The sequence below is a fragment of the Acidovorax sp. genome (assembly GCF_021287135.1).
Taxonomy (GTDB): domain Bacteria; phylum Pseudomonadota; class Gammaproteobacteria; order Burkholderiales; family Burkholderiaceae_C; genus Acidovorax.
In genome coordinates this window covers 1-23,494 of record NZ_JAJTBB010000028.1, presented here as the reverse complement: position 1 = coordinate 23,494, position 23,494 = coordinate 1, and the positions used below count along the sequence as shown (strand labels likewise).

The window sequence follows — 23,494 nt, the reverse complement described above, 5'->3', positions numbered from 1 at the left end:
TGCCATCGAGCTGCCGGCCGACAAGGAAATGGTGATGCCTGGCGACAACGTGTCCATCACGGTGAAGCTGATCAACCCCATCGCCATGGAAGAAGGCCTGCGCTTCGCTATCCGCGAAGGCGGCCGTACCGTGGGCGCTGGCGTCGTGGCCAAGATCATTGCCTAAGTAGCAAGGTTCACACAGGGGTATAGCTCAATTGGCAGAGCGTCGGTCTCCAAAACCGAAGGTTGTAGGTTCGATTCCTACTGCCCCTGCCACTTGAAAGTGGCCCAACACAAGCCCGCCAGACTCTGGCGGGCTTCGGTGTCTTAAGTGACACCGTGGTTCGAAGCAGGAAAAGACTCAAAGATGGCCACTTCACAGGTTGAAACTGTCAATACAGGCGCTGACAAGGCCAAGCTCGCAGCAGTGGTGGCCTTGGTCATCGCATCGGTTGCGGGTTTTTATTTGCTGGGCAAGCAAGGGGCATTGGTTCAGTGGGCCGCTCTGGTGGTGGGCCTGGTTGCCGCCGCGGGTGTATTCCTGGTGTCGGAGTCGGGTCGCCAATTCGTCGCCTTTGCGAAGGACGCGTGGCGCGAGGTCAAGAAAGTCGTCTGGCCTACTCGCAAAGAGACGCTTCAGATGACGGCCTATGTGTTTGCCTTTGTGGTCATCATGGCGCTGTTTCTTTGGTTTACCGACAAAACCCTGGAATGGGTCTTGTATGACTTGATTCTGGGCTGGAGAAAATGATGACCACCGCTGCGGAAATCACTGGAGCGCAAGCTCCTGAAAGCGCTTCTGCTTCGGCTAATCCGGACCTGCGCTGGTACATCGTGCACGCCTACTCCGGCATGGAGAAGGCTGTGGAGCGGAATATCCAGGAACGCATCGCGCGTTCGGGCATGCAAGACAAGTTTGGCCGGATTCTGGTGCCCACGGAAGAAGTGGTCGAGATGAAGAACGGCCAGCGCAAGACCACCGAGCGCCGCCTGTTTCCTGGCTATGTGTTCGTCGAGATGGTCATGGACGACGACACCTGGCACCTGGTGAAACATACGAGCAAGGTGACCGGCTTTGTGGGGGGTGCCAAGAACCGTCCTGCGCCCATCTCGGAAGACGAGGTGCAGAAGATTGTCAGCCAGATGCAGGAAGGCACGGACAAGCCGCGCCACAAGATCGAATTCCTGGTCGGCGAACTGGTTCGTGTCAAGGAAGGCCCTTTCACCGACTTCAATGGCTCGGTGGAAGAGGTCAACTACGAAAAGAACCGCCTGCGGGTGTCGGTCATGATTTTCGGCCGCTCGACCCCGGTGGAACTGGAGTTTGGCCAGGTCGAAAAGACCTGATGACGCAGCGCGCAGCAGTAGGTGGCTGCGCACTCATTCGGATCCCGCGCTTTTCGGCTCGGTGCGGAGATCGTCACTCAAGAGCCTTAACCCCCGGGGAGCCGGCGCTGCAGGGTGCAGCAGCCGGCGTATGTACCCGCAAGGAGTAAGACATGGCGAAGAAGATCGTCGGTTTTATCAAGCTGCAAGTTCCAGCCGGTAAAGCCAACCCATCCCCACCGATCGGTCCCGCACTGGGCCAACGTGGTCTCAACATCATGGAGTTCTGCAAGGCGTTCAACGCGCAGACCCAAGGTGTGGAACCTGGCCTGCCGCTGCCCGTGGTGATCACGGCGTTTGCGGACAAGAGCTTCACCTTCATCATCAAGACGCCTCCGGCGACCACTCTGATCAAGAAGGCTATCAAGCTGGAAAAGGGGTCGTCCAACGCTCTGAAGACCAAGGTCGGCAAGATCACCCGCGCTCAGCTGGAAGAAATCGCCAAGACCAAGCTGAAGGACATGAACGCCGCTGACGTGGATGCTGCTGTGCGCACGCTGGCGGGCTCGGCCCGTTCCATGGGCGTGACGGTGGAGGGCCTCTGATCATGGCAAAACTGACGAAGAAGCAAAAAGCCCTGCAAGGCAAGGTTGACAGCACCAAGCTCTACGCTTTCACTGACGCCGTGGCCCTCGTGAAGGAAGCCGCAACCGCCAAGTTCGATGAATCCATCGACGTGGCTGTGCAGCTGGGCATCGATGCCAAGAAGTCGGACCAAGTGGTGCGCGGCGCTGTGGTGCTGCCCAATGGCACCGGCAAGACCACCCGCGTGGCCGTGTTCGCGCAGGGTGCCAAGGCCGAAGAAGCCAAGGCCGCTGGTGCGGACGTGGTCGGCATGGATGACCTGGCAGCCCAGGTCAAGGCTGGCGACATGCCCTTTGACGTGGTGATTGCAGCCCCCGACGCCATGCGCGTGGTGGGTACGCTGGGTCAGATCCTCGGCCCGCGCGGCCTGATGCCCAACCCCAAGGTGGGTACGGTGACGCCCGATGTGGCCACGGCAGTGAAGAACGCCAAGGCCGGTCAGGTGCAATTCCGCGTGGACAAGGCCGGTATCGTGCACAGCACCATCGGCCGCCGTTCGTTCGACAACGAAAAGCTCCAGGGCAACCTGGCTGCGCTGATCGACGCACTGAACAAGGCCAAGCCGGCTTCCAGCAAGGGCCTGTACCTGCGCAAGGTGGCGGTTTCCTCGACGATGGGTGTGGGCGTGCGCGTGGACACCCAGACCATCTCGGCGTAGTCGCAAGCGTAACGAGAGAAGAAATCTTCAGGCTTCGAAAGGGGCCTGATGTGGTGGGCTGAGGACAGGGGCGACCTTCGTACTCAGGCCATCCAAGACCGTTGGTGTGCTGCAGCCTGGCTGCTGCACTTAATCCCTCGGGGCCAACGCAGATGGCGATCCCGCTGCAGATGGAATGGTTCGTTCCAAAACAGTTGGTCGCTGCAACAAGAGCGTGCTGGAGGGCGGTCGCCCGAAAGCACAATTTAAGGAGTAGACCTTGAGTCTTAATCGCAGTGAGAAAGAAGCGGTCATCAATGAAGTGACCAGCCTCGCCGCTAAAGCTCAAACGCTCGTGATCGCGGAATACCGTGGCATCACGGTGGCCGACATGACCAAACTGCGCGTTGACGCCCGCAGCAAGGGTGTGAGCCTGAGTGTTCTGAAGAACACCCTGGCCCGCCGTGCTGTGGCTGGCAGCCCGTTTGACGTGGTGGCCGACCAGATGACCGGTCCTCTGATCTATGGCTTCTCCGAAGACGCTGTGGCCGCCGCCAAGGTGGTGGCCGATTTTGCGAAGACCAACGACAAGCTGGTCATTCGCGGCGGCGCTTTCGCGGGCAAGGCCCTGGACGTGAACGGCGTGAAGCAACTGGCCAACATTCCTTCGAAGGAAGTGCTGCTGGCCCAGCTGTGTGGCTTGCTGATGTCGCCTATCTCCCGCACCGCCGTGGTGCTGGGTGCCCTGGCGGCCAAAAAAGGCGAAGGCGAACCTGCTGCTGCCTGAGGCAGTTTGGCAGACGTCCCCCCTCTGAACCAATTGTTAGGAAATCAAAATGGCATTCGATAAAGACGCATTCTTGACCGCTCTGGACAGCATGACGGTCCTGGAACTCAATGACCTGGTGAAGGCCATTGAAGAGAAGTTTGGCGTGAGCGCAGCTGCAATGGCTGCTCCCGCTGCTGGCGGTGCTGCCGGCGGTGGCGCTGCTGCTGCTGAAGAAAAGACGGAATTCAACGTGGTGCTGACCGACGCTGGCGCCAACAAGGTGTCCGTCATCAAGGCAGTGCGCGAAATCACCGGCCTGGGCCTGAAGGAAGCCAAGGACCTGGTGGACGGCGCTCCCAAGAACGTCAAGGAAGGCATTGCCAAGGCCGACGCCGAAGCTGCCGTCAAGAAGCTGGTGGAAGCTGGCGCCAAGGCCGAACTCAAGTAATTCGGTTTTGCGCAAGGGCTGGAGGCTCCCAAAGGGCCTCCAGCCTTTGGCGCTTTCAGAGCGCACCCGCAAGCCCGCACCCATGCCGGCTTGCGAGTGTCTTCTGTCCAACCCGACAGCAGAAGACGCCTTGGTTCGGGCGATGTGCAATGCATCGCCGTCCGCCATGGTTGGTAGTGGCCAACCGCCAAGCCTGCAGGCTCTCCAACGCCCTGCGGGTCAGTCGTCGAAGACCCAGGACTCATGTCTTTGCCCGGAGATCTCATGGCCTATTCCTATACCGAACGCAAGCGAATCCGCAAAAGTTTCGGCACCCGCGACAGCGTGCTCGAAGTTCCCTACCTGCTGCAGATGCAGAAGGACGCCTACACCGCTTTCTTGCAGGCCGACACCCCCCCGCAAAAACGAACCATCGAAGGCCTGCAAGCCGCGTTCGATGCCGCCTTCCCGATCGTCTCGCACAACGGTTTTGTGGAGATGAAGTTCGTCGAATACAACCTGGCCAAGCCGGCCTTCGACGTGCGCGAATGCCAGACCCGGGGCCTGACGTTCGCCTCCGCCGTGCGCGCCAAGGTGCAACTGATCATCTACGACCGTGAGTCGTCGACCTCGCAGTCCAAGGTGGTCAAGGAAGTGAAGGAGCAGGAGGTCTACATGGGCGAGGTGCCCCTGATGACCGACAAGGGCTCGTTCATCATCAACGGCACCGAGCGCGTGATCGTGTCGCAGCTGCACCGCTCTCCTGGCGTGTTCTTCGAGCACGACAAGGGCAAGACGCACAGCTCGGGCAAGCTGCTGTTCAGCGCGCGCATCATCCCCTACCGCGGCTCGTGGCTGGACTTCGAATTCGATCCGAAGGACATCCTGTACTTCCGCGTCGACCGCCGCCGCAAGATGCCGGTCACCATCCTGCTCAAGGCCATCGGCCTGAACCCCGAGTCCATCCTGGCGAACTTCTTCGTCAACGACAACTTCCGCCTGATGGACAGCGGTGCGCAGATGGAATTCGTGCCCGAACGCCTCAAGGGCGAAGTGGCCCGCTTCGACATCACCGACAAGAGCGGCAAGGTCATCGTCGCCAAGGATAAGCGCATCACCGCACGCCACACGCGCGAGCTGGAGCAGTCCGGCACCACGCACGTCAGCGTGCCCGAAGACTTCCTGATCGGCCGTGTTGTGGCGCGCAACATCGTGGACGCCGACACGGGCGAGATCATCGCCAAGGCCAACGACGAACTGACCGAAGCGCTGCTCAAGAAGCTGCGCTCGGCCGGCGTGCAAGAGCTGCAGTGCATCTACACGAACGAACTCGACCAGGGCGCGTACATCTCGCAAACCCTGCGCATCGACGAAACCGTGGACGAATTCGCAGCGCGCGTGGCCATCTACCGCATGATGCGCCCTGGCGAGCCGCCGACGGAAGACGCGGTGCAGGCCCTGTTCCAGCGCCTGTTCTACAACCCCGACACGTACGACCTGTCGCGCGTGGGCCGCATGAAGTTCAACGCCAAGATCGGCCGCGACGAATCCACCGGCCCCATGGTGCTGTCCAACGAGGACATCCTGGCCGTGGTGAAGATCCTGGTGGATCTGCGCAATGGCCGCGGCGAAGTGGACGATATCGACCACCTGGGCAACCGCCGCGTGCGTTGCGTGGGCGAATTGGCCGAGAACCAGTACCGCACCGGTCTGGCACGGATCGAGAAGGCCGTGAAGGAGCGTCTGGGCCAGGCCGAGCAAGAGCCGCTGATGCCGCACGACCTGATCAACTCCAAGCCGATTTCCGCGGCGCTCAAGGAGTTCTTCGGCGCGTCCCAGCTGTCGCAGTTCATGGACCAGACGAACCCGCTGGCCGAAATCACCCACAAGCGCCGCGTGTCGGCCCTGGGCCCGGGCGGTCTGACCCGCGAACGTGCCGGCTTCGAAGTGCGTGACGTGCACGTGACCCACTACGGCCGCGTGTGCCCTATTGAAACGCCGGAAGGCCCGAACATCGGCCTGATCAACTCGCTGGCCCTGTACGCCCGCCTGAACGAGTACGGCTTCATCGAGACGCCGTACCGCCGCGTGGTGGACGGCAAGGTCACGAACGAGATCGACTACCTGTCGGCCATCGAGGAAGGCAAGTACGTGATCGCGCAGGCCAACGCCACCCTGGACAAGGATGGCCGCCTGACGGGCGAACTGGTCTCGGCCCGTGAAAAGGGTGAATCCATCCTGTGCGGTGCTGACCGCGTGCAGTACATGGACGTGTCGCCTGCCCAGATCGTGTCGGTGGCGGCCTCGCTGGTGCCCTTCCTGGAGCACGACGATGCGAACCGCGCACTGATGGGCGCCAACATGTCGCGCCAGGCCGTGCCCGTGCTGCGTCCCGAGAAGCCCCTGGTGGGCACGGGCATCGAGCGCGTGGCTGCCGTGGACTCCGGCACCGTGGTCACTGCCAAGCGCGGCGGCGTGGTCGACTATGTCGACGCCACCCGCATCGTGGTGCGCGTGAACGACGCCGAAGCCGTGGCCGGTGAAGTGGGTGTGGACATCTACAACCTCATCAAGTACCAGCGTTCCAACCAGAACACCAACATCCACCAGCGCCCCATCGTCAAGAAGGGTGACATGCTGGTCAAGGGGGATGTGGTGGCCGACGGCGCGTCGACCGACTTTGGCGAAATCGCCATCGGCCAGAACATGCTGATCGCCTTCATGCCCTGGAACGGCTACAACTTCGAAGACTCGATCCTGATCTCCGAACGCGTGGTGGCCGAAGACCGCTACACCTCGATCCACATTGAGGAACTGGTGGTGATGGCCCGTGATACGAAGCTGGGCGCCGAGGAAATCACGCGCGACATTCCGAACCTGTCGGAACAGCAGCTGAACCGCCTGGACGAGTCCGGCATCATCTACGTGGGCGCCGAAGTGCAGCCCGGCGACACGCTGGTCGGCAAGGTCACGCCCAAGGGTGAAACCACTCTCACGCCCGAAGAGAAACTGCTGCGCGCCATCTTCGGCGAAAAGGCTTCGGACGTGAAGGACACCTCGCTGCGCGTGGACCAGGGTTCGTCCGGCACCGTGATCGACGTGCAGGTGTTCACCCGCGAAGGCATCCAGCGCGACAAGCGCGCCCAGCAGATCATCGACGATGAACTTAAGCGCTTCCGCCTGGACCTGAACGACCAGCTGCGCATCGTGGAGGCCGACGCGTTCGACCGTATCGAGAAGCTGCTTGTCGGCAAGACCGCCAACGGCGGCCCGCAGAAGCTGGCCAAGGGCACGAAGATCGACAAGGCGTACCTCGACGGTGTGGAGAAGTTCCACTGGTTCGACATCCGTCCTGCCGACGAGGCCGTGGCCGCGCAGCTCGAATCCATGAAGAATGCGATGGAGCAGACGCGCCACAGCTTTGACCTGGCTTTCGAAGAAAAGCGCAAGAAGCTCACGCAAGGCGACGAGCTGCCCGCGGGCGTGCTGAAGATGGTCAAGGTCTACCTGGCCGTCAAGCGCCGCCTGCAGCCCGGTGACAAGATGGCCGGCCGCCACGGCAACAAGGGTGTGGTGTCCAAGATCGTCCCGGTCGAAGACATGCCCTACATGGCCGACGGCACCCCCGCCGACATCGTTCTGAACCCGCTGGGCGTGCCCTCGCGGATGAACATCGGTCAGGTGCTGGAAGTTCACCTGGGCTGGGCCGGCAAGGGCATTGGCCAGCGCATCGGCAACATGCTGCAGGAGCAGGCCAAGGCCGCTGAACTGCGCACGTTCCTGGAAGAGGTCTACAACTCGCGTGGCCGCAAGGAAGACTTGTCGCAGCTCAGCGATGACGACCTGATGGCCATGGCCGAGAACCTGACCAACGGCGTGCCGTATGCCACCCCCGTGTTCGATGGTGCTTCGGAAGAAGAAATCAAGGACATGCTCAAGATCGCCTACCCGGACGACATCAAGGAGCGCAAGGGCCTGACCGATTCGCGCACCCAGGCGTACCTGTACGACGGCCGCACCGGCGAGCGCTTCGAGCGCCCGACCACCATCGGCTACATGCACTACCTGAAGCTGCACCACTTGGTGGACGACAAGATGCACGCCCGCTCGACCGGTCCGTACTCGCTCGTCACGCAACAGCCGCTGGGCGGCAAGGCCCAGTTCGGCGGCCAGCGTTTCGGGGAAATGGAAGTGTGGGCGCTGGAAGCTTACGGCGCCGCCTATGTGCTGCAGGAAATGCTGACCGTGAAGTCCGACGACGTGGTGGGCCGTACCAAGGTGTACGAATCCATCGTCAAGGGCGAACACGCCATCGAAGCCGGCATGCCGGAATCGTTCAACGTGCTGGTCAAGGAAATCCGTTCGCTGGGCCTGGACATCGAGCTGGAACGCTCCTAAGCAGAAAAGGAAAGAGTCACTATGAAATCGCTACTCGACCTGTTCAAGCAATTCACGCCGGCCGAGCATTTCGATGCCATCCGCATCGGCATGGCTTCGCCCGAGAAGATCCGTTCGTGGTCTTTCGGCGAAGTGAAGAATCCCGAGACCATCAACTACCGCACGTTCAAGCCCGAGCGCGACGGCCTGTTCTGCGCCAAGATTTTTGGTCCCATCAAGGACTACGAATGCCTGTGCGGCAAGTACAAGCGCCTGAAGCACCGTGGTGTGATCTGCGAGAAGTGCGGCGTTGAAGTCACGCAGACCAAGGTGCGCCGCGAGCGCATGGGCCACATCGACCTGGCCGCGCCTTGCGCCCACATCTGGTTCCTGAAGTCGCTGCCTTCGCGTCTGGGCCTGGTGCTGGACATGACGCTGCGTGACATTGAGCGCGTGCTGTACTTCGAAGCGTATGTGGTGACCGACCCCGGCATGACCCCGCTGAAGAAGTTCAGCATCATGTCCGAGGACGACTACGACGCCAAGCGCAAGGAATACGGTGACGAGTTCATCGCCAAGATGGGCGCGGAAGGCATCAAGGACCTGCTGGAATCCATCGACATCGACCTGTCGATCGAGAAGCTGCGCGGCGACCTGACCGGCTCCGAAGTCAAGGTCAAGAAGAACGCCAAGCGCCTGAAGGTGCTGGAAGCGTTCAAGAAGTCGGGCATCAAGCCCGAATGGATGGTGCTGGACGTGCTGCCCGTGCTGCCCCCGGACCTGCGTCCGCTGGTGCCGCTGGACGGCGGCCGCTTCGCGACTTCCGACCTGAACGACCTGTACCGCCGCGTCATCAACCGCAACTCGCGCCTGCGCCGTCTGCTGGAGCTGAAGGCGCCGGAAATCATCGCCCGCAACGAAAAGCGGATGCTGCAAGAAGCGGTGGACAGCCTGCTGGACAACGGCCGCCGTGGCAAGGCCATGACGGGCGCCAACAAGCGCGCGCTGAAGTCCCTGGCCGACATGATCAAGGGTAAGAGCGGCCGCTTCCGCCAGAACTTGCTGGGCAAGCGCGTGGACTACTCCGGTCGTTCCGTGATTACCGTGGGCCCGACGCTCAAGCTGCACCAGTGCGGTCTGCCCAAGCTGATGGCGCTGGAGCTGTTCAAGCCTTTCATCTTCTCGCGCCTCGAAGCCATGGGCATCGCGACGACGATCAAGGCCGCCAAGAAGGAAGTGGAATCCGGCACCCCCGTGGTGTGGGACATCCTGGAAGAGGTCATCAAGGAACACCCTGTGATGCTCAACCGTGCGCCTACGCTGCACCGTTTGGGCATCCAGGCCTTTGAGCCCATCCTGATCGAAGGCAAGGCCATCCAGCTGCACCCCCTCGTATGCGCGGCCTTCAACGCCGACTTCGACGGTGACCAGATGGCTGTTCACGTGCCGCTGTCGGTGGAAGCGCAGATGGAAGCCCGCACGCTGATGCTGGCCTCCAACAACGTGCTGTTCCCCGCCTCGGGCGAACCCTCCATCGTGCCTTCGCAGGACGTGGTGCTGGGCCTGTACTACGCCACCCGCGACCGCATCAACGGCAAGGGCGAAGGCCTGGTGTTCGCTGACACCGGTGAAGTGCAGCGTGCTCTGGACGCTGGCCAGGTCGAACTGGCTGCCAAGATCACGGTGCGCATGACCGAGTGGACCAAGGACAAGGCCACGGGCGAATTCGTGCCCTCGACCTCGCTGGTGGAAACCACCGTGGGCCGCGCGCTGCTGTCCGAGATCCTGCCCAAGGGCCTGCCGTTCTCCAACATGAACAAGGCGCTGAAGAAGAAGGAAATCTCGCGCCTGATCAACGTGTCCTTCCGCAAGTGCGGCCTGAAGGAAACCGTGGTGTTCGCCGACAAGCTGCTGCAAAACGGCTTCCGTCTGGCCACGCGCGCCGGTATCTCCATCGCCATCGACGACATGCTGGTGCCTCCGCAAAAGGCCGGCATCATCGAGCGCTCCGAGAAGGAAGTGAAGGAGATCGAACAGCAGTACGTGTCCGGTCTGGTCACGGCTGGCGAGCGCTACAACAAGGTGGTGGACATCTGGGGCAAGGCCGGCGACGAAGTGTCGAAGGTGATGATGGCCCAGCTGTCCAAGCAGAAGGTGGTGGATCGCCACGGCAAGGAAGTGGACCAGGAGTCCTTCAACTCCATCTACATGATGGCCGACTCCGGCGCCCGCGGCTCTGCCGCCCAGATCCGCCAGGTGGCCGGTATGCGGGGTCTGATGGCCAAGCCAGACGGTTCCATCATCGAGACGCCTATCACCGCGAACTTCCGCGAAGGCCTGAACGTGCTGGAGTACTTCATCTCCACCCACGGTGCCCGTAAGGGTCTGGCCGACACGGCGCTGAAGACCGCCAACTCCGGCTACCTCACCCGCCGTCTGGTGGACGTGACGCAGGATTTGGTCGTGACCGAGGACGATTGCGGCACGGCCAATGGTTCGCTGATGCGCGCCATCGTCGAAGGCGGTGAAGTGATCGAATCGCTGCGCGAGCGTATCCTGGGCCGCACGGCTGCCGAAGACATCCTGCACCCCGAAAACCGCTCGGTGCTGGTGCCTGCCGGCACGATGCTGGAAGAAGACCTCATCGAAGAGATCGAGGCGGTGGGCGTGGACGAGGTCAAGGTGCGCACGGCGCTGACCTGCGAAACCCGCTACGGCCTGTGCTCCAAGTGCTACGGCCGCGACCTGGGCCGCGGCGGCCTGATCAACCTCGGCGAAGCCGTGGGTGTGATTGCTGCCCAGTCCATCGGCGAGCCCGGCACGCAGCTGACCATGCGGACGTTCCACATCGGTGGTGCGGCTTCGCGTGCTGCCATCGCGTCGAGCGTGGAAGCCAAGTCCAACGGCGTGATCGGCTTCAACGCCACGATGCGCTATGTGAGCAACACCAAGGGCGAGCTGGTGGTGATTGCCCGTTCGGGCGAAATCATCATCCACGACGAGCACGGCCGTGAGCGCGAGCGCCACAAGGTGCCTTATGGTGCGACGCTGACGGTGAAGGCCGACCAGACCATCAAGGCCGGCACGATCCTGGCCAACTGGGATCCGCTGACGCGACCCATCATCACCGAGTTCGCCGGCCAGACCAAGTTCGAAAACGTCGAAGAAGGTCTCACCGTTGCGAAGCAGGTGGATGAGGTGACCGGCCTGTCCACGCTGGTGGTGATCGACCCCAAGCGCCGCGGCGCTGCCAAGGTGGTCCGTCCCCAGGTGAAGCTGATCGACGCGCAGGGCCAGGAAGTCAAGATCCCTGGCACCGACCACTCGGTGACCATCGGCTTCCAGGTGGGCGCGCTGATCCAGGTGCGCGACGGCCAGGACGTGGGCCCCGGAGAAGTGCTGGCCCGTATCCCTGTGGAAGGCCAGAAGACCCGCGACATTACCGGCGGTCTGCCGCGCGTGGCCGAGCTGTTCGAAGCCCGTACGCCCAAGGACAAGGGTACGCTGGCCGAGATGACCGGCACGATCTCGTTCGGCAAGGAGACCAAGGGCAAGATTCGCCTGCAGATCACCGATCCGGACGGCAAGGTGTGGGAAGAGCTCATCCCCAAGGAAAAGAACATCCTGGTGCACGAAGGCCAGGTGGTCAACAAGGGCGAGCTGATCGTGGACGGCCCGGCCGATCCGCAGGACATCCTGCGTTTGCTGGGCATCGAAGAGCTCTCGCGCTACATCGTCGATGAAGTGCAGGACGTGTACCGCTTGCAGGGCGTGAAGATCAACGACAAGCACATCGAGGTGATCGTTCGCCAGATGCTGCGCCGCGTCGTGGTCGAGAACGTCGGCGAGTCGAGCTACATCGCTGGCGAGCAGGTGGAGCGTTCGGAGATCCTCAACACCAACGAGCAACTCCAGGCCGAGGGCAAGATCCCCGCCACCTACAGCAACCTGCTGTTGGGGATCACCAAGGCCTCGCTGTCGACCGATTCGTTCATCTCGGCCGCTTCCTTCCAGGAAACGACCCGCGTGCTCACCGAGGCTGCCATCATGGGCAAGCGCGACGAGCTGCGCGGCCTGAAGGAAAACGTGATCGTGGGTCGCCTGATCCCTGCCGGTACCGGCCTGGCCTATCACCAGGCCCGCAAGGCCAAGGACGCCATGGACGATGCCGAGCGCCGCGCCATTGCTGAAGCCGAAGCCGCCGAGATGGCCGCCCAGGCCGACGCGACGGAAGACGAAGGCAGCGCCGCTTCCGCAGCGACCGACACGGCTGCCGACTGAGCAAGGCGCCGCTGAGCCTGTCCACGCGCGTGGGCAGGTGCTGCCGGCGTCCTTGCGGTCCCGGCCGCGTCCCCCAAAGCTCCCGCCCTGTTGTGACAGGCCGGGAGCTTTTTTACAGGGTCCGTTGGTACCGGCCACCGCGTTTCCCCTTTATCCTTTTTCTTTCTTTTCTTCTTTGGGGCCATCGCGCGCAATGCCGCGCCCATGGCAACAACGCATGTGGTCCTCGCCTCTCTTCTGGATAGCTTTCTCTTTGGCCGTGTTCTGGGCCCTGGGTGCCTACAACCGCCTGATGCGCCTGCGCTCTGCCGTCGTGCAGGCCTTTGGCAGCTTTGACGCCCACATGGTGCGCTGGCTGGCTCTGTTGGGAGAATTCGCTGCGGCGCAGGAGGTCCGGGTGCCGTCTTCGCCTGCCGCCAGCGTGCCCGAAATGGCCGCGCTGCAAGGTGCCGCTACGCAGCTGACGGCGTCGCTGGCCATGGCGCGGGCGCGGCCCCTGCAGCCCGAGGCCGTGGCCGCCCTGATCGCCGCGCGCGACGTGCTCGTGGCCTGCTGGCACAAAGGGGTCCAGGCGCTCGCCGTGCTCCAGGTCGCGGAAGAAGGCGACGACGCCCAAGAGATCGCTGAGACCGGAAACGCCGAAATCGCCGAAGAGGCCGAAGCGGCCGGGTCTGCCCGCGAAGCTGCGCCGCCGCCCGCGCAACGGTTGGCGCAGTGGCGCGTGCGGTGGGACGACCATGCGCAGCAGGCCGACCAGGCGGCGCGCGTTTTCAACAGCGCGGTGGTGCAATACAACGCCGCAATTGCCCAGTTTCCCGCCAGCCTGCTGGCGCGCGTGTTCGGTTTCAAGGCCGCCCGCAGCCTGTAACCCCCTTTGCCATGACCACAACGACACCTCCTGCCCCGGCGGACCGCCGGGCCAAAAGCACTGGGGCTGCAGCGCCCGAGCCCCTGTGGCGGCAACTGCAGGCCGTGGCGGGCGCGCTGCAAGCCATCCGCGGTGGGCAGTCCGGCACGGCCGCGCTGGCGGCCGTGGATGCGGGTCTGCGGCCGGGCGTCCAGGCCCTGCTGTTCCGGGTCCTGCGCCATACCGGGCGGGCGCAGGCATTGCGCCGGCAGATGGTGGCGCGCACGCCGCCGCCGGCGGCCGACGCGCTGCTGTGCAGCGCGCTGGCGCTGTGCTGGAACCCCGAGGACGCGCCCTACGAGGCATTCACGCTCGTCAACCAGACCGTCGAGGCGGCCAAGCGCAGCCCCGCCGTTCGCGCACAGGCCTCGTTTCTCAATGCCTGCCTGCGCCGCTTCCTGCGCGAGCGGGAGGCGCTGGTGGTCGCCACGGACGCCGATCCGGTCGCCCGCTGGAACCACCCGCGGTGGTGGATCGAGCGGCTGCGCAAGGACTACCCCCAGGCCTGGCAGCAGATTCTGCAGGCGAACAACGACCATGCACCCATGACCTTGCGGGTTAATGTGCAAAAAACGACTCCAGCCCTTTACCAGCAAGCGCTGGATGCTATTAATATTGATTCAACCCCCGTGGGCGAGGCCGGCCTGGTGCTGCGGCACGCAGCGCCGGTCACGGAGCTGCCGGGGTTCGAGGCCGGCTGGGTGTCGGTGCAGGACGTGGCGGCCCAGCTTGCGGCGCCCTTGCTGCTGGACGGACTGGACCTTGCCCGGCCACTGCGTGTGCTCGATGCCTGCGCAGCCCCCGGTGGCAAGACCGCCCACCTGCTGGAGCGGGCGGGCGCCGGTGCCCCGCTGCAGGTCACTGCCCTGGAGATTGATCCGGCGCGCAGTGCCCGCATCCACGACACCCTGCGGCGCCTGGGCGTCGCGGCCCAGGTGGTGGTGGCCGATGCTGCACAACCGCAGCAGTGGTGGGCGCAGCACTGTGGGGGCGAGCCCTTCGACGCAATCCTGCTGGATGCTCCCTGTTCGGCCTCCGGCATCGTGCGGCGCCACCCCGATGTGCGCTGGCTGCGCCGCGAAAGCGATATCGCCCAGCTGGCGAGCGTGCAGGCCCGCCTTCTCGCGGCGTTGTGGCCCCTGCTGCGCCCGGGTGGGCGGCTCTTGTATTGCACCTGTTCGGTGTTCCGTGCCGAAGGGGAAACCCAGGTGCAAACGTTTGTTGCGCACAACACCGACGCGCAATTGCTGCCATCGCCTGGCCATTTAATTCCTGGCAACTGGGACAAGGGCGGGCCTGTCCCGGACAATCGACCGGGTGATCACGACGGGTTTTTTTACGCACTGTTGCAAAAATCACCGCAATAGCGGGAGGGTCCCACGCTGGCTGCTGGCCTGTGTGCTCTTTTTGTGGGCTGCAGGAGCCGGGGGGCTGGCCCCCGCTGGGGCGGCCGCCACGGGCACTCCCGAGGTGGGTGAGTTGCAGCTCGAGCGCGCCGCGGACGGCCTGTACCTCAGCGCCGCGCTGCAATTCGCGCTGCCCGAGCTGGCCGAGGACGCGCTGTACAAAGGCATTCCCATCTTCTTCGTGGCGGAAGCCCAGGTGCTGCGGGACCGCTGGTACTGGTCAGACCGCCAGGTGGCCGAAACGACCCGCTACCTGCGCCTGAGCTATCAGCCATTGACCCGCCGTTGGCGCCTGAATGTGTCGCCCGTGCCCATCACCAACAGCGGCCTCGGGGTGATGTTGGGCCAGAATTTCGAGGACTACAGCGACGCGCTGTCGGCCGTGCAGCGCATCTCTCGCTGGAAGATCGCGGACAGTGACGCGATCGAATCCGACGCGGTCCACACGGTGCATTTCCGCTTCCGGCTGGACATGTCCCAGCTTCCGCGGCCCCTGCAGATCGGTGCCGTGGGGCGGTCGGGTTGGAACCTTCTGGTCTCGCGCAGCCAGCGCCTCCCCGTTGAGGCCGCCAAGTGAACCGCCCTCACAGCCCCTCTAGCGCCGCCCCGGCTGGCGCGCCGGGCCCTGCCGGGGCACCCCAGTCCCGCGCCGTGCGCTGGGCCGTTGGGGTGGGCGCGGCCGTGATGTCCGCCATCGGCCTCGTGCTGATGTTCCTGCTGACGCTGGCCACCAACAACCGCGCGCTGTACGAGCGCAATTACGCCTGGCTCTTCGGCGTCAATGTGCTGGTGGCGGTGCTGCTGCTGGCGGTGCTGGCGTGGGTGGCCGTGCGCCTGGGCATGCGGCTGCGGCGGGGGCGCTTTGGCAGCCGGCTGCTCGTCAAGCTGGCGGCCATCTTCGCGCTGGTGGGCCTGATGCCCGGGCTGCTGATCTACGTGGTGTCCTACCAGTTCGTCACCCGTTCCATCGAAAGCTGGTTTGACGTGAAGGTAGAGGGCGCCTTGTCTGCGGGCGTCAACCTGGCCCGCGTGTCGCTGGACTCCCTGGCGGCCGACATGGCGGCCAAGACGCGCAATGCCAGCGCCCAGGTGGCCCAGGTGCCCGATGCCGCTGCGGGCCTGGTGCTGGAACGCATCCGCGACCAGCTGGGCGCAAGCGACGTCGTTCTGTGGAGTGCCACCGGCCAGGCCGTGGCCAGTGCGGGGCAGTCGCGCTACAGCCTCAACCCCGAGCGCCCCGGTGCATCGCTGCTGCGCACGGTGCGGGAGCAGCGCGCTGCCGCGCAGATCGAGGGGCTGGACGACGTTTCCGATCCGGCGGCCGCCCAGAACGCGCGCGTCAAGGTCATCGCGCTGGTCACCAGCTCCAGCTTTGGCTTGCTAGCGGAGCCGCGCTATCTGCAGGCCACGCTGCCGCTGCCGTCCGCCTTGGTGGCCAACGCCGTCGCGGTGCAGGAGGCCAACCGCGAGTACCAAGAGCGGGCCCTTGCGCGCGGCGGGCTGCGGCGCATGTACGTCGGCACGCTCACGCTCAGCCTCTTCCTGGCGGTGTTCGGGGCGGTGCTGCTGGCGGTGCTGCTGGGCAACCAGCTGGCGCGGCCCCTGCTGGTCCTGGCCGAAGGGGTGCGCGAAGTGGCCGCCGGCAACCTCAGCCCCAAGGCCGTGCTGCAGGGCAAGGACGAACTGGGCGGGCTGACCCGTTCGTTCGCGCTGATGACCCAGCAGCTGGCCGATGCCCGCCATGCCGTGGAGCAAAGCATGGGCGAGGTGGATGCCGCCCGCGCCAATCTGCAGACCATTTTGGACAACCTCACGGCCGGCGTCATCGTGCTGGACGCGCAGGGCGTGATCCGCTCCTCCAACCCCGGCGCCACCCGCATCCTGCGCGCGCCGATGGCCGCCTACGAGGGGCGCTCGCTGGCCGATGTCCCGGGTTTGGCCGAATTTGCCGCGTCGGTGCAGGCGCATTTCGACGCGTTTCTGGGAGACCACGAGCGCCACGGGCTGGACCATTGGCAGCAGCCCTTCGAACTGCACGCATCGGCCGGGGGCGCCGGCCAGCACGCCACCAGCCTCGTGGCCCGCGGGGCAGAGCTGCCCGGAGCCGACAGACTGTTGGTTTTTGACGACATTTCAGAAATTGTTTCAGCCCAGCGTGCGCAGGCCTGGGGCGAGGTCGCACGGCGCCTGGCCCATGAAATCAAGAACCCGCTGACCCCCATCCAGCTGTCCGCCGAGCGGCTGGAACTCAAGCTGTCCGGCAAGCTCCCGGCGCCCGAGCAGGCCATCCTGGCCAAGTCCGTCAAGACCATCGTGGACCAGGTGGACGCGATGAAACGCCTCGTCAACGAGTTCCGCGACTACGCGCGCCTGCCCGCCGCGGAACTGCACCCGCTGGACCTCAACGCCCTGGTGGCCGACGTGCTCCACCTGTACGGCGAAGAAAACGCCACCGTGCGCGTGGAAGCCGAACTGGACCCGCGCTGCCCTCGTATCGCGGGCGATGCCCAGCAACTGCGCCAGGTGGTGCACAACCTGCTCCAGAACGCGCAGGATGCGACCGAGCAGGCGCGCGCCGCAGGCTCCGAGCCCCCACCGCCGGTGCGCATCAGCACCCGCTGGAGCGAGTCGTCCCGGCGTGTCCGGCTCGTGGTGGCGGACAGCGGCACGGGCTTTCCGGCGCATATCCTGCAGCGCGCGTTTGAGCCCTATGTCACCACCAAGCCCCGGGGCACCGGCCTCGGCCTGGCGGTCGTCAAAAAGATTGCCGATGAGCATGGAGCGCGCATCGACCTGTCCAACCGCACCGACGATGGCGTGGTGCGGGGGGCCCAAGTCTCGTTATCATTCGCCCCTGAACCCGCGGTGGCGTGATAACAACACCGCCTCGCAGTATCCGAAGGCGCTTCAATACCCATGGCAAACATTCTGGTGGTCGACGACGAGCTCGGCATTCGTGATCTTTTGTCGGAAATCCTGAACGACGAAGGTCATAGCGTGGACCTGGCAGAGAACGCGACCCAGGCGCGCACCGCACGGGCCGGCAATGCCTATGACCTGGTCTTGCTCGACATCTGGATGCCCGACACCGACGGGGTGTCGCTGCTCAAGGAATGGGCGACGGCCGGCGTGCTCACCATGCCGGTGATCATGATGAGCGGCCACGCCACCATCGACACGGCCGTCGAGGCCACGCGGATCGGCGCCTTCTCGTTCCTGGAAAAACCCATCACCCTGCAGAAGCTGCTCAAGGCGGTAGAGCAGGGCCTGGCCCGCAACGCAGCCCACCAGGCCGCGCCGGCGCCAGCGGCCGCGCCCCCGGCCCATGCACCCGCCGACTCGGGCTTCGCCCACCTGCCCGCCGCACCTTCTTCCGTGGCCAGCGTGGAGCCGGGCCCGCACGCCCACCAAGGCTTCGATCTGGACCGCCCGCTGCGCGAGGCGCGCGATGGGTTTGAGAAAGCCTATTTTGAATTCCACCTGGCCCGCGAAGGCGGGTCCATGACCCGCGTGGCCGAGAAGACCGGGCTGGAGCGCACGCACCTGTACCGCAAGCTGCGCCAACTGGGCGTGGACCTGGGCCGAGGCAAGCGCGGGTGACCGGCCAACAAATTCTCTAGCTTTTGCGGAAAGCGCCTTTTTTCTGGTTATAATTTGAGGCTCAGGCCCGGTAGCTCAGTCGGTAGAGCAGAGGATTGAAAATCCTTGTGTCGGTGGTTCGATTCCGCCCCAGGCCACCAATCACCTATCCGCAGACGTCCACAGGCGTCCAGCAGATGACAAAATCCCTAAGCAAATCAAGCGCTTAGGGATTTTTTTTGTCCATACGCGTCCACGGCTGTCCATGCCAAGCCAGCATCTTCTGGGGGCAACTTTGGGGGCAACTGCTAAATTTGGGTCAGCTGCCCCCAAAAGTTGCCCCCAATGCCTCTGACAGACACCGCAATTCGCCGCGTTATTCCCGGCCCCAAAACCCAGAAATTGACCGATGGCCAGGGCATGTACCTGGAAGTTGCCCCCAGCGGCGGGAAGTGGTGGCGCCTGAAGTACCGGATTGCGGGTGTCGAGAAGCGCCTGTCGCTGGGCACCTACCCCGACACATCGCTGAAAGCCGCCCGCGACAAGCGGGATGAAGCCCGCGCGCTGATCGCCCAGGGCATAGACCCCAGCGACGTGCGCAAGGCGTCCAAGGTGCAAACCCAGGCCGACGAAGCCGACGCGGCGCGTGAGGCTGCAGGGCTGCCACCGCCTGACAGCTTCGAGCAAATCGCCCGCGAGTGGTACGAAACCCGCAAAGAGGATTGGTCAGCGTCTTATGGCCAGAAGATCATGCGTCGGCTGGAGGTGGATGTTTTCCCGTGGCTGGGCGCCAAGCCCATCACCTCCATCACCCCGCCGATGGTCCTGGCCGTGCTGCGCCGCGTGGAAGGGCGGGGCGTGGTTGAAACGGCCCATCGGGCGCTGGAGAACTGCGGGCAGGTGTTCCGGTATGCCGTGGCCACGGGGCGCATCGTCAGCGACCCGGCCCGCGACCTGAAAGACGCACTGCGTCGGCCGATGGTGAAACACTTCCCGGCCATCACCTCACCAGAACGCCTGGGCACGCTGCTGCGCGCCATTGACTCCTACCGTGGCACCCCCGTGGTGAACGCCGCGCTAAAGCTGCTGCCGATGCTGCTGCTGCGCCCTGGGGAGCTGCGGCAAGGTGAATGGCCTGAAATCAATCTGGCGGCCGCAACCTGGGCAGTGCCTGCAGCCCGGATGAAGCGCGAGAAAGCCGGGAAGCTGTACGGCAAACCGCATCTGGTGCCCCTGGCGCGGCAGGCCGTGGCCATTCTGGAAGAACTGCAGCCCATCACCGGCAACGGCGTGATGGTGTTCCGTGGCGAGCGCACCCACTCGCGCCCTATGAGCGACGCGGCCATCAATGCCGCCTTGCGCGCCCTGGGGTTCAGTGCCGACGAGGTGACCGGCCATGGCTTCCGGGCGACAGCACGCACCATGCTGGTAGAGCGCCTGGGCGTGGCTGAGTCAGTGGTGGAAGCGCAGCTCGCGCATTCGGTGAAAGACAGCCTGGGCCGTGCCTACAACCGCACCGAGTTCATCGCGGAGCGCGTGGCCATGATGCAGCTCTGGGCCGACTACCTCGACCAGCTGCGCGCCGAGGTGCCAGCGCACTGACCTGATAGCCGGGGGCGAGCCAGGCCGCGGGTAGGCCGAAGCGGGTTCAACCCTTGGCGCGCTGTCGAGACCCCGCCGCGCCTGCTGGCTTGATGCGTTGATTTCGCCGAGGGTGCCGCCAGGGCGCACCGCCAAGCCTGACGCGGGCTTGCGGGGCGCTGCAGGGGCGCTTTCACTGTCGGGACTTGACGGACTTTTGAGGCCGTGAGCCGGGTGGCGCCGGAGCCTGTGACGTAACGGGAAGAAGCTTTTTTAAACTAGAAATACTTGGAATCAACTCCCTACAAACCCACCAATGAAGACCAGTTTGTAGCCTTTGTAGGTAGTTCTTTTCGGGTATTTCAAATTTGTATTGGTATGGGTCCAGCAGGGTGCAGGCGGGTCACTTGGGCAAAGCGCTTGCTCGCGCTTCGACGGTCGGTAAACCCTTCAAAGCCTACAAACCCCACCAAGCAGCGCGGCCGATGACCCCAAGCCAAAGCGAGCGCTTGTTTTCGCATGCTCGCGTTTCGTCCAAAAATAACCCCTCAAAACCCACCAAACCCACCTAGCCACGGCATCGAGCACTCCGGACGCCGTGGGACGAACTCGCAAGCTTTTCACCAGGGCGAGAGATCGAGCACCTACCGGCAATTCATGTCGCTGTAAGGGGGGTTGCGCTTGAATTACCGCTATGGTAAATTGACATCACGGGGGTGTGAAGGCGGCAAAGACCGCCTCCCCCTTCGTCGCTGGGCATCCGCCCGGTGCTTTCGGATCAAGGCAAGGCTCACACCTTGAGGAACAGGTCCAACCAAAGAGAAGGCGCAAATGCGTTCACCCATCGCCACAAACCGGAGTAGCACATGACTAATTTTGGAAAGGAACTAAGAAAAATTCGCCTAGACCTCGGTATCACGCTGTTTGATATGGCATCGGCCATTGGGATTTCCTCTGCAATGCTGTCGTCTGTTGAGACGGGCAGGAAGGCGGCCCCTGATGACTTGGTGGAACGGCTGGCGAATGTTTACGCTGAAGTAAGAAATCAAAAAGAAAAATTCACACGTCTCGCAGATCAAACCAAGAAAGAAGTGCGTCTGACCCTCGACAGTAGAGAGGATGCAAGCGAACTTGCGGTCGCATTTGCGAGAAATTTCGGCCAGCTATCGCAGACACAGATTAGTCAAATGATGGCTGTATTCGACAAAAGTCGTTAAAGGGTATCTATGAGCGGCCCAGGTTTTATCGTCCCACCCCGCAAAAAGGTTGATATCTATGCCTACGCCTCCAACGTAAGAAATTTTTTCGCACCTCTCATCACCAAGGAGGGCAAGCTCCGTATCGACGTGGTGTATGAATTGCTCCCTGACGTAATCCCCGAATTCGAGCTGCAAATTCGGGAAGAGTGGGAGATGGGCGCAGACCACGGCAGAACATTTCCCGACAAAAAACTTATCCATCTGCGGAAGGATGTTTATGACGGGATGTGCCAAGGAAAAGGCCGAGATCGTTTCACTGCAGCTCACGAACTCGGGCACCTTTTCTTGCATACCAATATTGGATTCGCCCGAGCCATGGACAGCAGCACGAAGATTTACTGCGACAGTGAATGGCAGGCCAACACATTCGGCAGTGCGCTACTCATTGACGAGTTAAATCTGAAGTTGTGTCGCTCAATCGAAGAGGTGGCAGAGCGATTTGGCGTTACCTGGGAGGCAGCCAAAGTGAGATTCAAATGACTACTGCGCGAAAAAAGAAAAAGAGCCCGCGAGATGCTACCAACACCTCGGGGCCCTTTGGGATGGTGATAAGCGGTCTACCAAACCACTTGAACACACAAACGTCTTGGGGAAGACAGACTCGAACTCTACCAGTTCGACGTGTTCAGGCAAGCCAAAACTGCTCAACTTCTGTTTGGAGGTGGCTATGTCCTACACGCGTCTTAAGACTGTGTTTGTTCGCCGCTACACCCGTCGTCGCTTCGGACGGTGGGAGTGGGTGACCCAGCACTGGCGTTCGCACCCAGGTCAAATGAGCTTTTCATTTGACTAAAAAAGGTTGGTAGCGGGAAGTATCAGTTCTCGCTACCAGGATGCTGAGTACGGGTGAGGCATCAGCGGTGCTTTCTTTGCGGAAAGTCCTAGAAGTTTACGCTTTAGGGTTATGCACTGCAACCGACGATCCCGGCAACCCCTTGTCACAGCATGGCTGTGGGAAAGGACCTTATGCCGACAGAACGTACTGGTGGCCGTTGGGTGGTGTGCAGCTACATCGTAAAGAATGGCCGCAAAATCTACCCCAAGAACGGCAAGTGCTTCCGCTTTTGGATCGATGACTCCAAAAAGCGCAAGTAAGTAACAGATCGACCGAAAGTCGATGCGTCTAGAACGCAATCTACCCAGTGGCCAACAGGTCAAAGAGGTAGCCGACCCACCCCTGTGGTTGGTCCCCGCCCTAAGGCCAGCGTACGCTGGCCTTAGCTTTTTGTAGCTTCCTGGCGTTTCGTTGGAAGTAATCCTTCCCAAAAAACCTCCAACCCCTCAGGCGCTACCATCCGTCAATGACCGCCTTCATCGTCATTGTGGCCGCGTTCGGACTGCTCGCCCTGCTGGGCGCGGTCATCTTGATCCCCTACCTCAGCGCCCTGGTCACCGGCCGCGCACTGGCCTGGGTGTTTCAGGTCGAATCCGACCAAGCTGCCCGCGAGGTGGACGAACTGCTGTCCCCCGAACACCTCGCAGAAATCGACGCCCTCGTGGCCAGCTCGAAGCAGATGGCCAGCGATGCCCAGCGCCAGGCCGATGCCTGGCCAGCCGCGCGCTGATGCGTTCATAGCGCGCGCCGCGCGCACTCTCACACCCCTGACTCTCTGAGCTGCCCCGCACCACGCGGCGCCACGGCGCGCCCGTCGTTTTTTCGCCCACTTTCGCCACCACTAACTGTGGGGAGTGCAGCCACAGCATAGGTTTCTTGGCTTTCAGCAGTCCACACAAGACCATAGGGACATGCAAAGAACAGCCACGCAAACCACACCCATCCAGGCCGGTCCCGGCCCGTCCGATGTGCGCCCGTACCGCGAGCGCTTGCTGCGTATTGACGATGTGTGCTTCATGACGGGCCTTGGCCGAAGCACCATCTACGCCAAGGTCAAGGCCGGAGACTTCCCCAGCGCCGTGCAGCTGCACGGCACCAGCGTAGCGTGGCGCGAAACCGAGGTGGACGCCTGGATCGCTGCGCGTCCCGCCGTCGGCGCCACGCCGCCGGCACCCGCCGAATTGCCCGCCAAGCCAGGCCGCGCCGCCCGCGCGCCGCGGCCCGCACGCGCCGCAGCCATGGGAGCGCACTGATGGCCACGCGCATGATGTTCCTGTGCCCCCACTGCAAGGGCAAGACCAAGACTCGCACCAGCCGGGGCCTGTCGCCCACGCTGCGCGAGCTGATCTACCAATGCGAAGACCCGGAATGCAGTTACAGCTTCGTCGTGCAGGCCGAAGCCGTGCGCACGTTGTCGCCATCGGGCAAGCCTGACCCGTCCATCAACCTGCCAATGTCTCCCCTTGCCTTGGTGCGGGCACAG

19 protein-coding genes, 2 tRNA genes and 1 pseudogene are annotated in these 23,494 nt (G+C 63.3%); all 22 read left to right on the top strand.

The features are described 5' to 3' along the window. Nucleotides 1-166 (top strand): annotated as a pseudogene (locus LWW96_RS07935) (elongation factor Tu); the annotation flags it as partial. 16 nt (nucleotides 167-182) lie between these two features. Further along, nucleotides 183-258: transfer RNA gene (locus LWW96_RS07930), tRNA-Trp, on the top strand. Between the two features lie 91 nt (nucleotides 259-349). Then, nucleotides 350-733, top strand: coding sequence for a preprotein translocase subunit SecE (secE, locus tag LWW96_RS07925; RefSeq protein WP_291485711.1), 384 nt, complete (start codon nucleotides 350-352; stop codon nucleotides 731-733). Next, nucleotides 733-1,329 (top strand): transcription termination/antitermination protein NusG, encoded by a 597-nt coding sequence (gene nusG, locus LWW96_RS07920; protein WP_291485710.1) that lies wholly within the window; start codon nucleotides 733-735, stop codon nucleotides 1,327-1,329. The genes secE and nusG overlap by 1 nt, the downstream gene beginning before the upstream one ends. A 152-nt stretch (nucleotides 1,330-1,481) precedes the next feature. After that, a complete protein-coding gene (gene rplK / locus LWW96_RS07915) occupies nucleotides 1,482-1,913 on the top strand; it encodes a 50S ribosomal protein L11 (protein ID WP_187735168.1) in 432 nt (143 codons plus the stop codon). A gap of 2 nt (nucleotides 1,914-1,915) precedes the next feature. Then, nucleotides 1,916-2,611, top strand: coding sequence for a 50S ribosomal protein L1 (gene rplA, locus LWW96_RS07910; protein WP_291485705.1), 696 nt, complete (start codon nucleotides 1,916-1,918; stop codon nucleotides 2,609-2,611). A gap of 259 nt (nucleotides 2,612-2,870) precedes the next feature. Continuing rightward, nucleotides 2,871-3,377: a 50S ribosomal protein L10 gene (gene rplJ / locus LWW96_RS07905; RefSeq protein WP_291485703.1), complete on the top strand. Its 507-nt coding sequence runs from the start codon at nucleotides 2,871-2,873 to the stop codon at nucleotides 3,375-3,377. Between the two features lie 49 nt (nucleotides 3,378-3,426). Beyond that, nucleotides 3,427-3,807 carry a 50S ribosomal protein L7/L12 gene (gene rplL / locus LWW96_RS07900; RefSeq protein WP_291485702.1) on the top strand — a complete coding sequence of 127 codons (381 nt, stop codon included), beginning with the start codon at nucleotides 3,427-3,429 and terminating at the stop codon, nucleotides 3,805-3,807. Between the two features lie 264 nt (nucleotides 3,808-4,071). Then, a complete protein-coding gene (gene rpoB, locus LWW96_RS07895) occupies nucleotides 4,072-8,184 on the top strand; it encodes a DNA-directed RNA polymerase subunit beta (protein ID WP_291485700.1) in 4,113 nt (1,370 codons plus the stop codon). Between the two features lie 21 nt (nucleotides 8,185-8,205). Continuing rightward, nucleotides 8,206-12,444: a DNA-directed RNA polymerase subunit beta' gene (rpoC, locus tag LWW96_RS07890; protein WP_291485698.1), complete on the top strand. Its 4,239-nt coding sequence runs from the start codon at nucleotides 8,206-8,208 to the stop codon at nucleotides 12,442-12,444. Nucleotides 12,445-12,661: 217 nt separating this feature from the next. Further along, complete coding sequence (locus tag LWW96_RS07885) at nucleotides 12,662-13,312, top strand: LemA family protein (RefSeq protein WP_291485696.1); 651 nt, start codon at nucleotides 12,662-12,664, stop codon at nucleotides 13,310-13,312. An 11-nt stretch (nucleotides 13,313-13,323) separates the two neighbouring features. Next, a complete protein-coding gene (gene rsmB, locus LWW96_RS07880) occupies nucleotides 13,324-14,718 on the top strand; it encodes a 16S rRNA (cytosine(967)-C(5))-methyltransferase RsmB (RefSeq protein WP_291485694.1) in 1,395 nt (464 codons plus the stop codon). 40 nt (nucleotides 14,719-14,758) lie between these two features. Next, nucleotides 14,759-15,334, top strand: a complete 576-nt coding sequence (locus tag LWW96_RS07875; protein WP_291485715.1) for a DUF4390 domain-containing protein — start codon at nucleotides 14,759-14,761, stop codon at nucleotides 15,332-15,334. 107 nt (nucleotides 15,335-15,441) lie between these two features. Further along, on the top strand, nucleotides 15,442-17,631 hold the full coding sequence (locus tag LWW96_RS07870; RefSeq protein ID WP_291485713.1) for an ATP-binding protein: 2,190 nt from the start codon (nucleotides 15,442-15,444) through the stop codon (nucleotides 17,629-17,631). A gap of 42 nt (nucleotides 17,632-17,673) precedes the next feature. Next, nucleotides 17,674-18,357, top strand: coding sequence for a response regulator (locus tag LWW96_RS07865; RefSeq protein ID WP_291485692.1), 684 nt, complete (start codon nucleotides 17,674-17,676; stop codon nucleotides 18,355-18,357). A gap of 64 nt (nucleotides 18,358-18,421) precedes the next feature. Further along, nucleotides 18,422-18,497 (top strand) — tRNA-Phe (locus LWW96_RS07860). A gap of 184 nt (nucleotides 18,498-18,681) precedes the next feature. After that, on the top strand, nucleotides 18,682-19,938 hold the full coding sequence (locus tag LWW96_RS07855) for an integrase arm-type DNA-binding domain-containing protein (protein WP_291485690.1): 1,257 nt from the start codon (nucleotides 18,682-18,684) through the stop codon (nucleotides 19,936-19,938). Nucleotides 19,939-20,783: 845 nt separating this feature from the next. Further along, entirely contained in the window at nucleotides 20,784-21,134 is a 351-nt protein-coding gene (locus LWW96_RS07850; RefSeq protein WP_291485689.1) for a helix-turn-helix transcriptional regulator, read from the top strand. A 9-nt stretch (nucleotides 21,135-21,143) separates the two neighbouring features. Beyond that, nucleotides 21,144-21,656 carry an ImmA/IrrE family metallo-endopeptidase gene (locus LWW96_RS07845; RefSeq protein ID WP_291485687.1) on the top strand — a complete coding sequence of 171 codons (513 nt, stop codon included), beginning with the start codon at nucleotides 21,144-21,146 and terminating at the stop codon, nucleotides 21,654-21,656. An 821-nt stretch (nucleotides 21,657-22,477) separates the two neighbouring features. After that, a complete protein-coding gene (locus LWW96_RS07840; protein WP_291485685.1) occupies nucleotides 22,478-22,741 on the top strand; it encodes a hypothetical protein in 264 nt (87 codons plus the stop codon). Nucleotides 22,742-22,922: 181 nt separating this feature from the next. After that, complete coding sequence (locus LWW96_RS07835; RefSeq protein ID WP_291485684.1) at nucleotides 22,923-23,264, top strand: AlpA family transcriptional regulator; 342 nt, start codon at nucleotides 22,923-22,925, stop codon at nucleotides 23,262-23,264. Further along, nucleotides 23,264-23,494: ogr/Delta-like zinc finger family protein (locus tag LWW96_RS07830; protein WP_291485682.1), on the top strand; the 231-nt coding region annotated here is incomplete at its 3' end. The genes LWW96_RS07835 and LWW96_RS07830, both read left to right, overlap by 1 nt.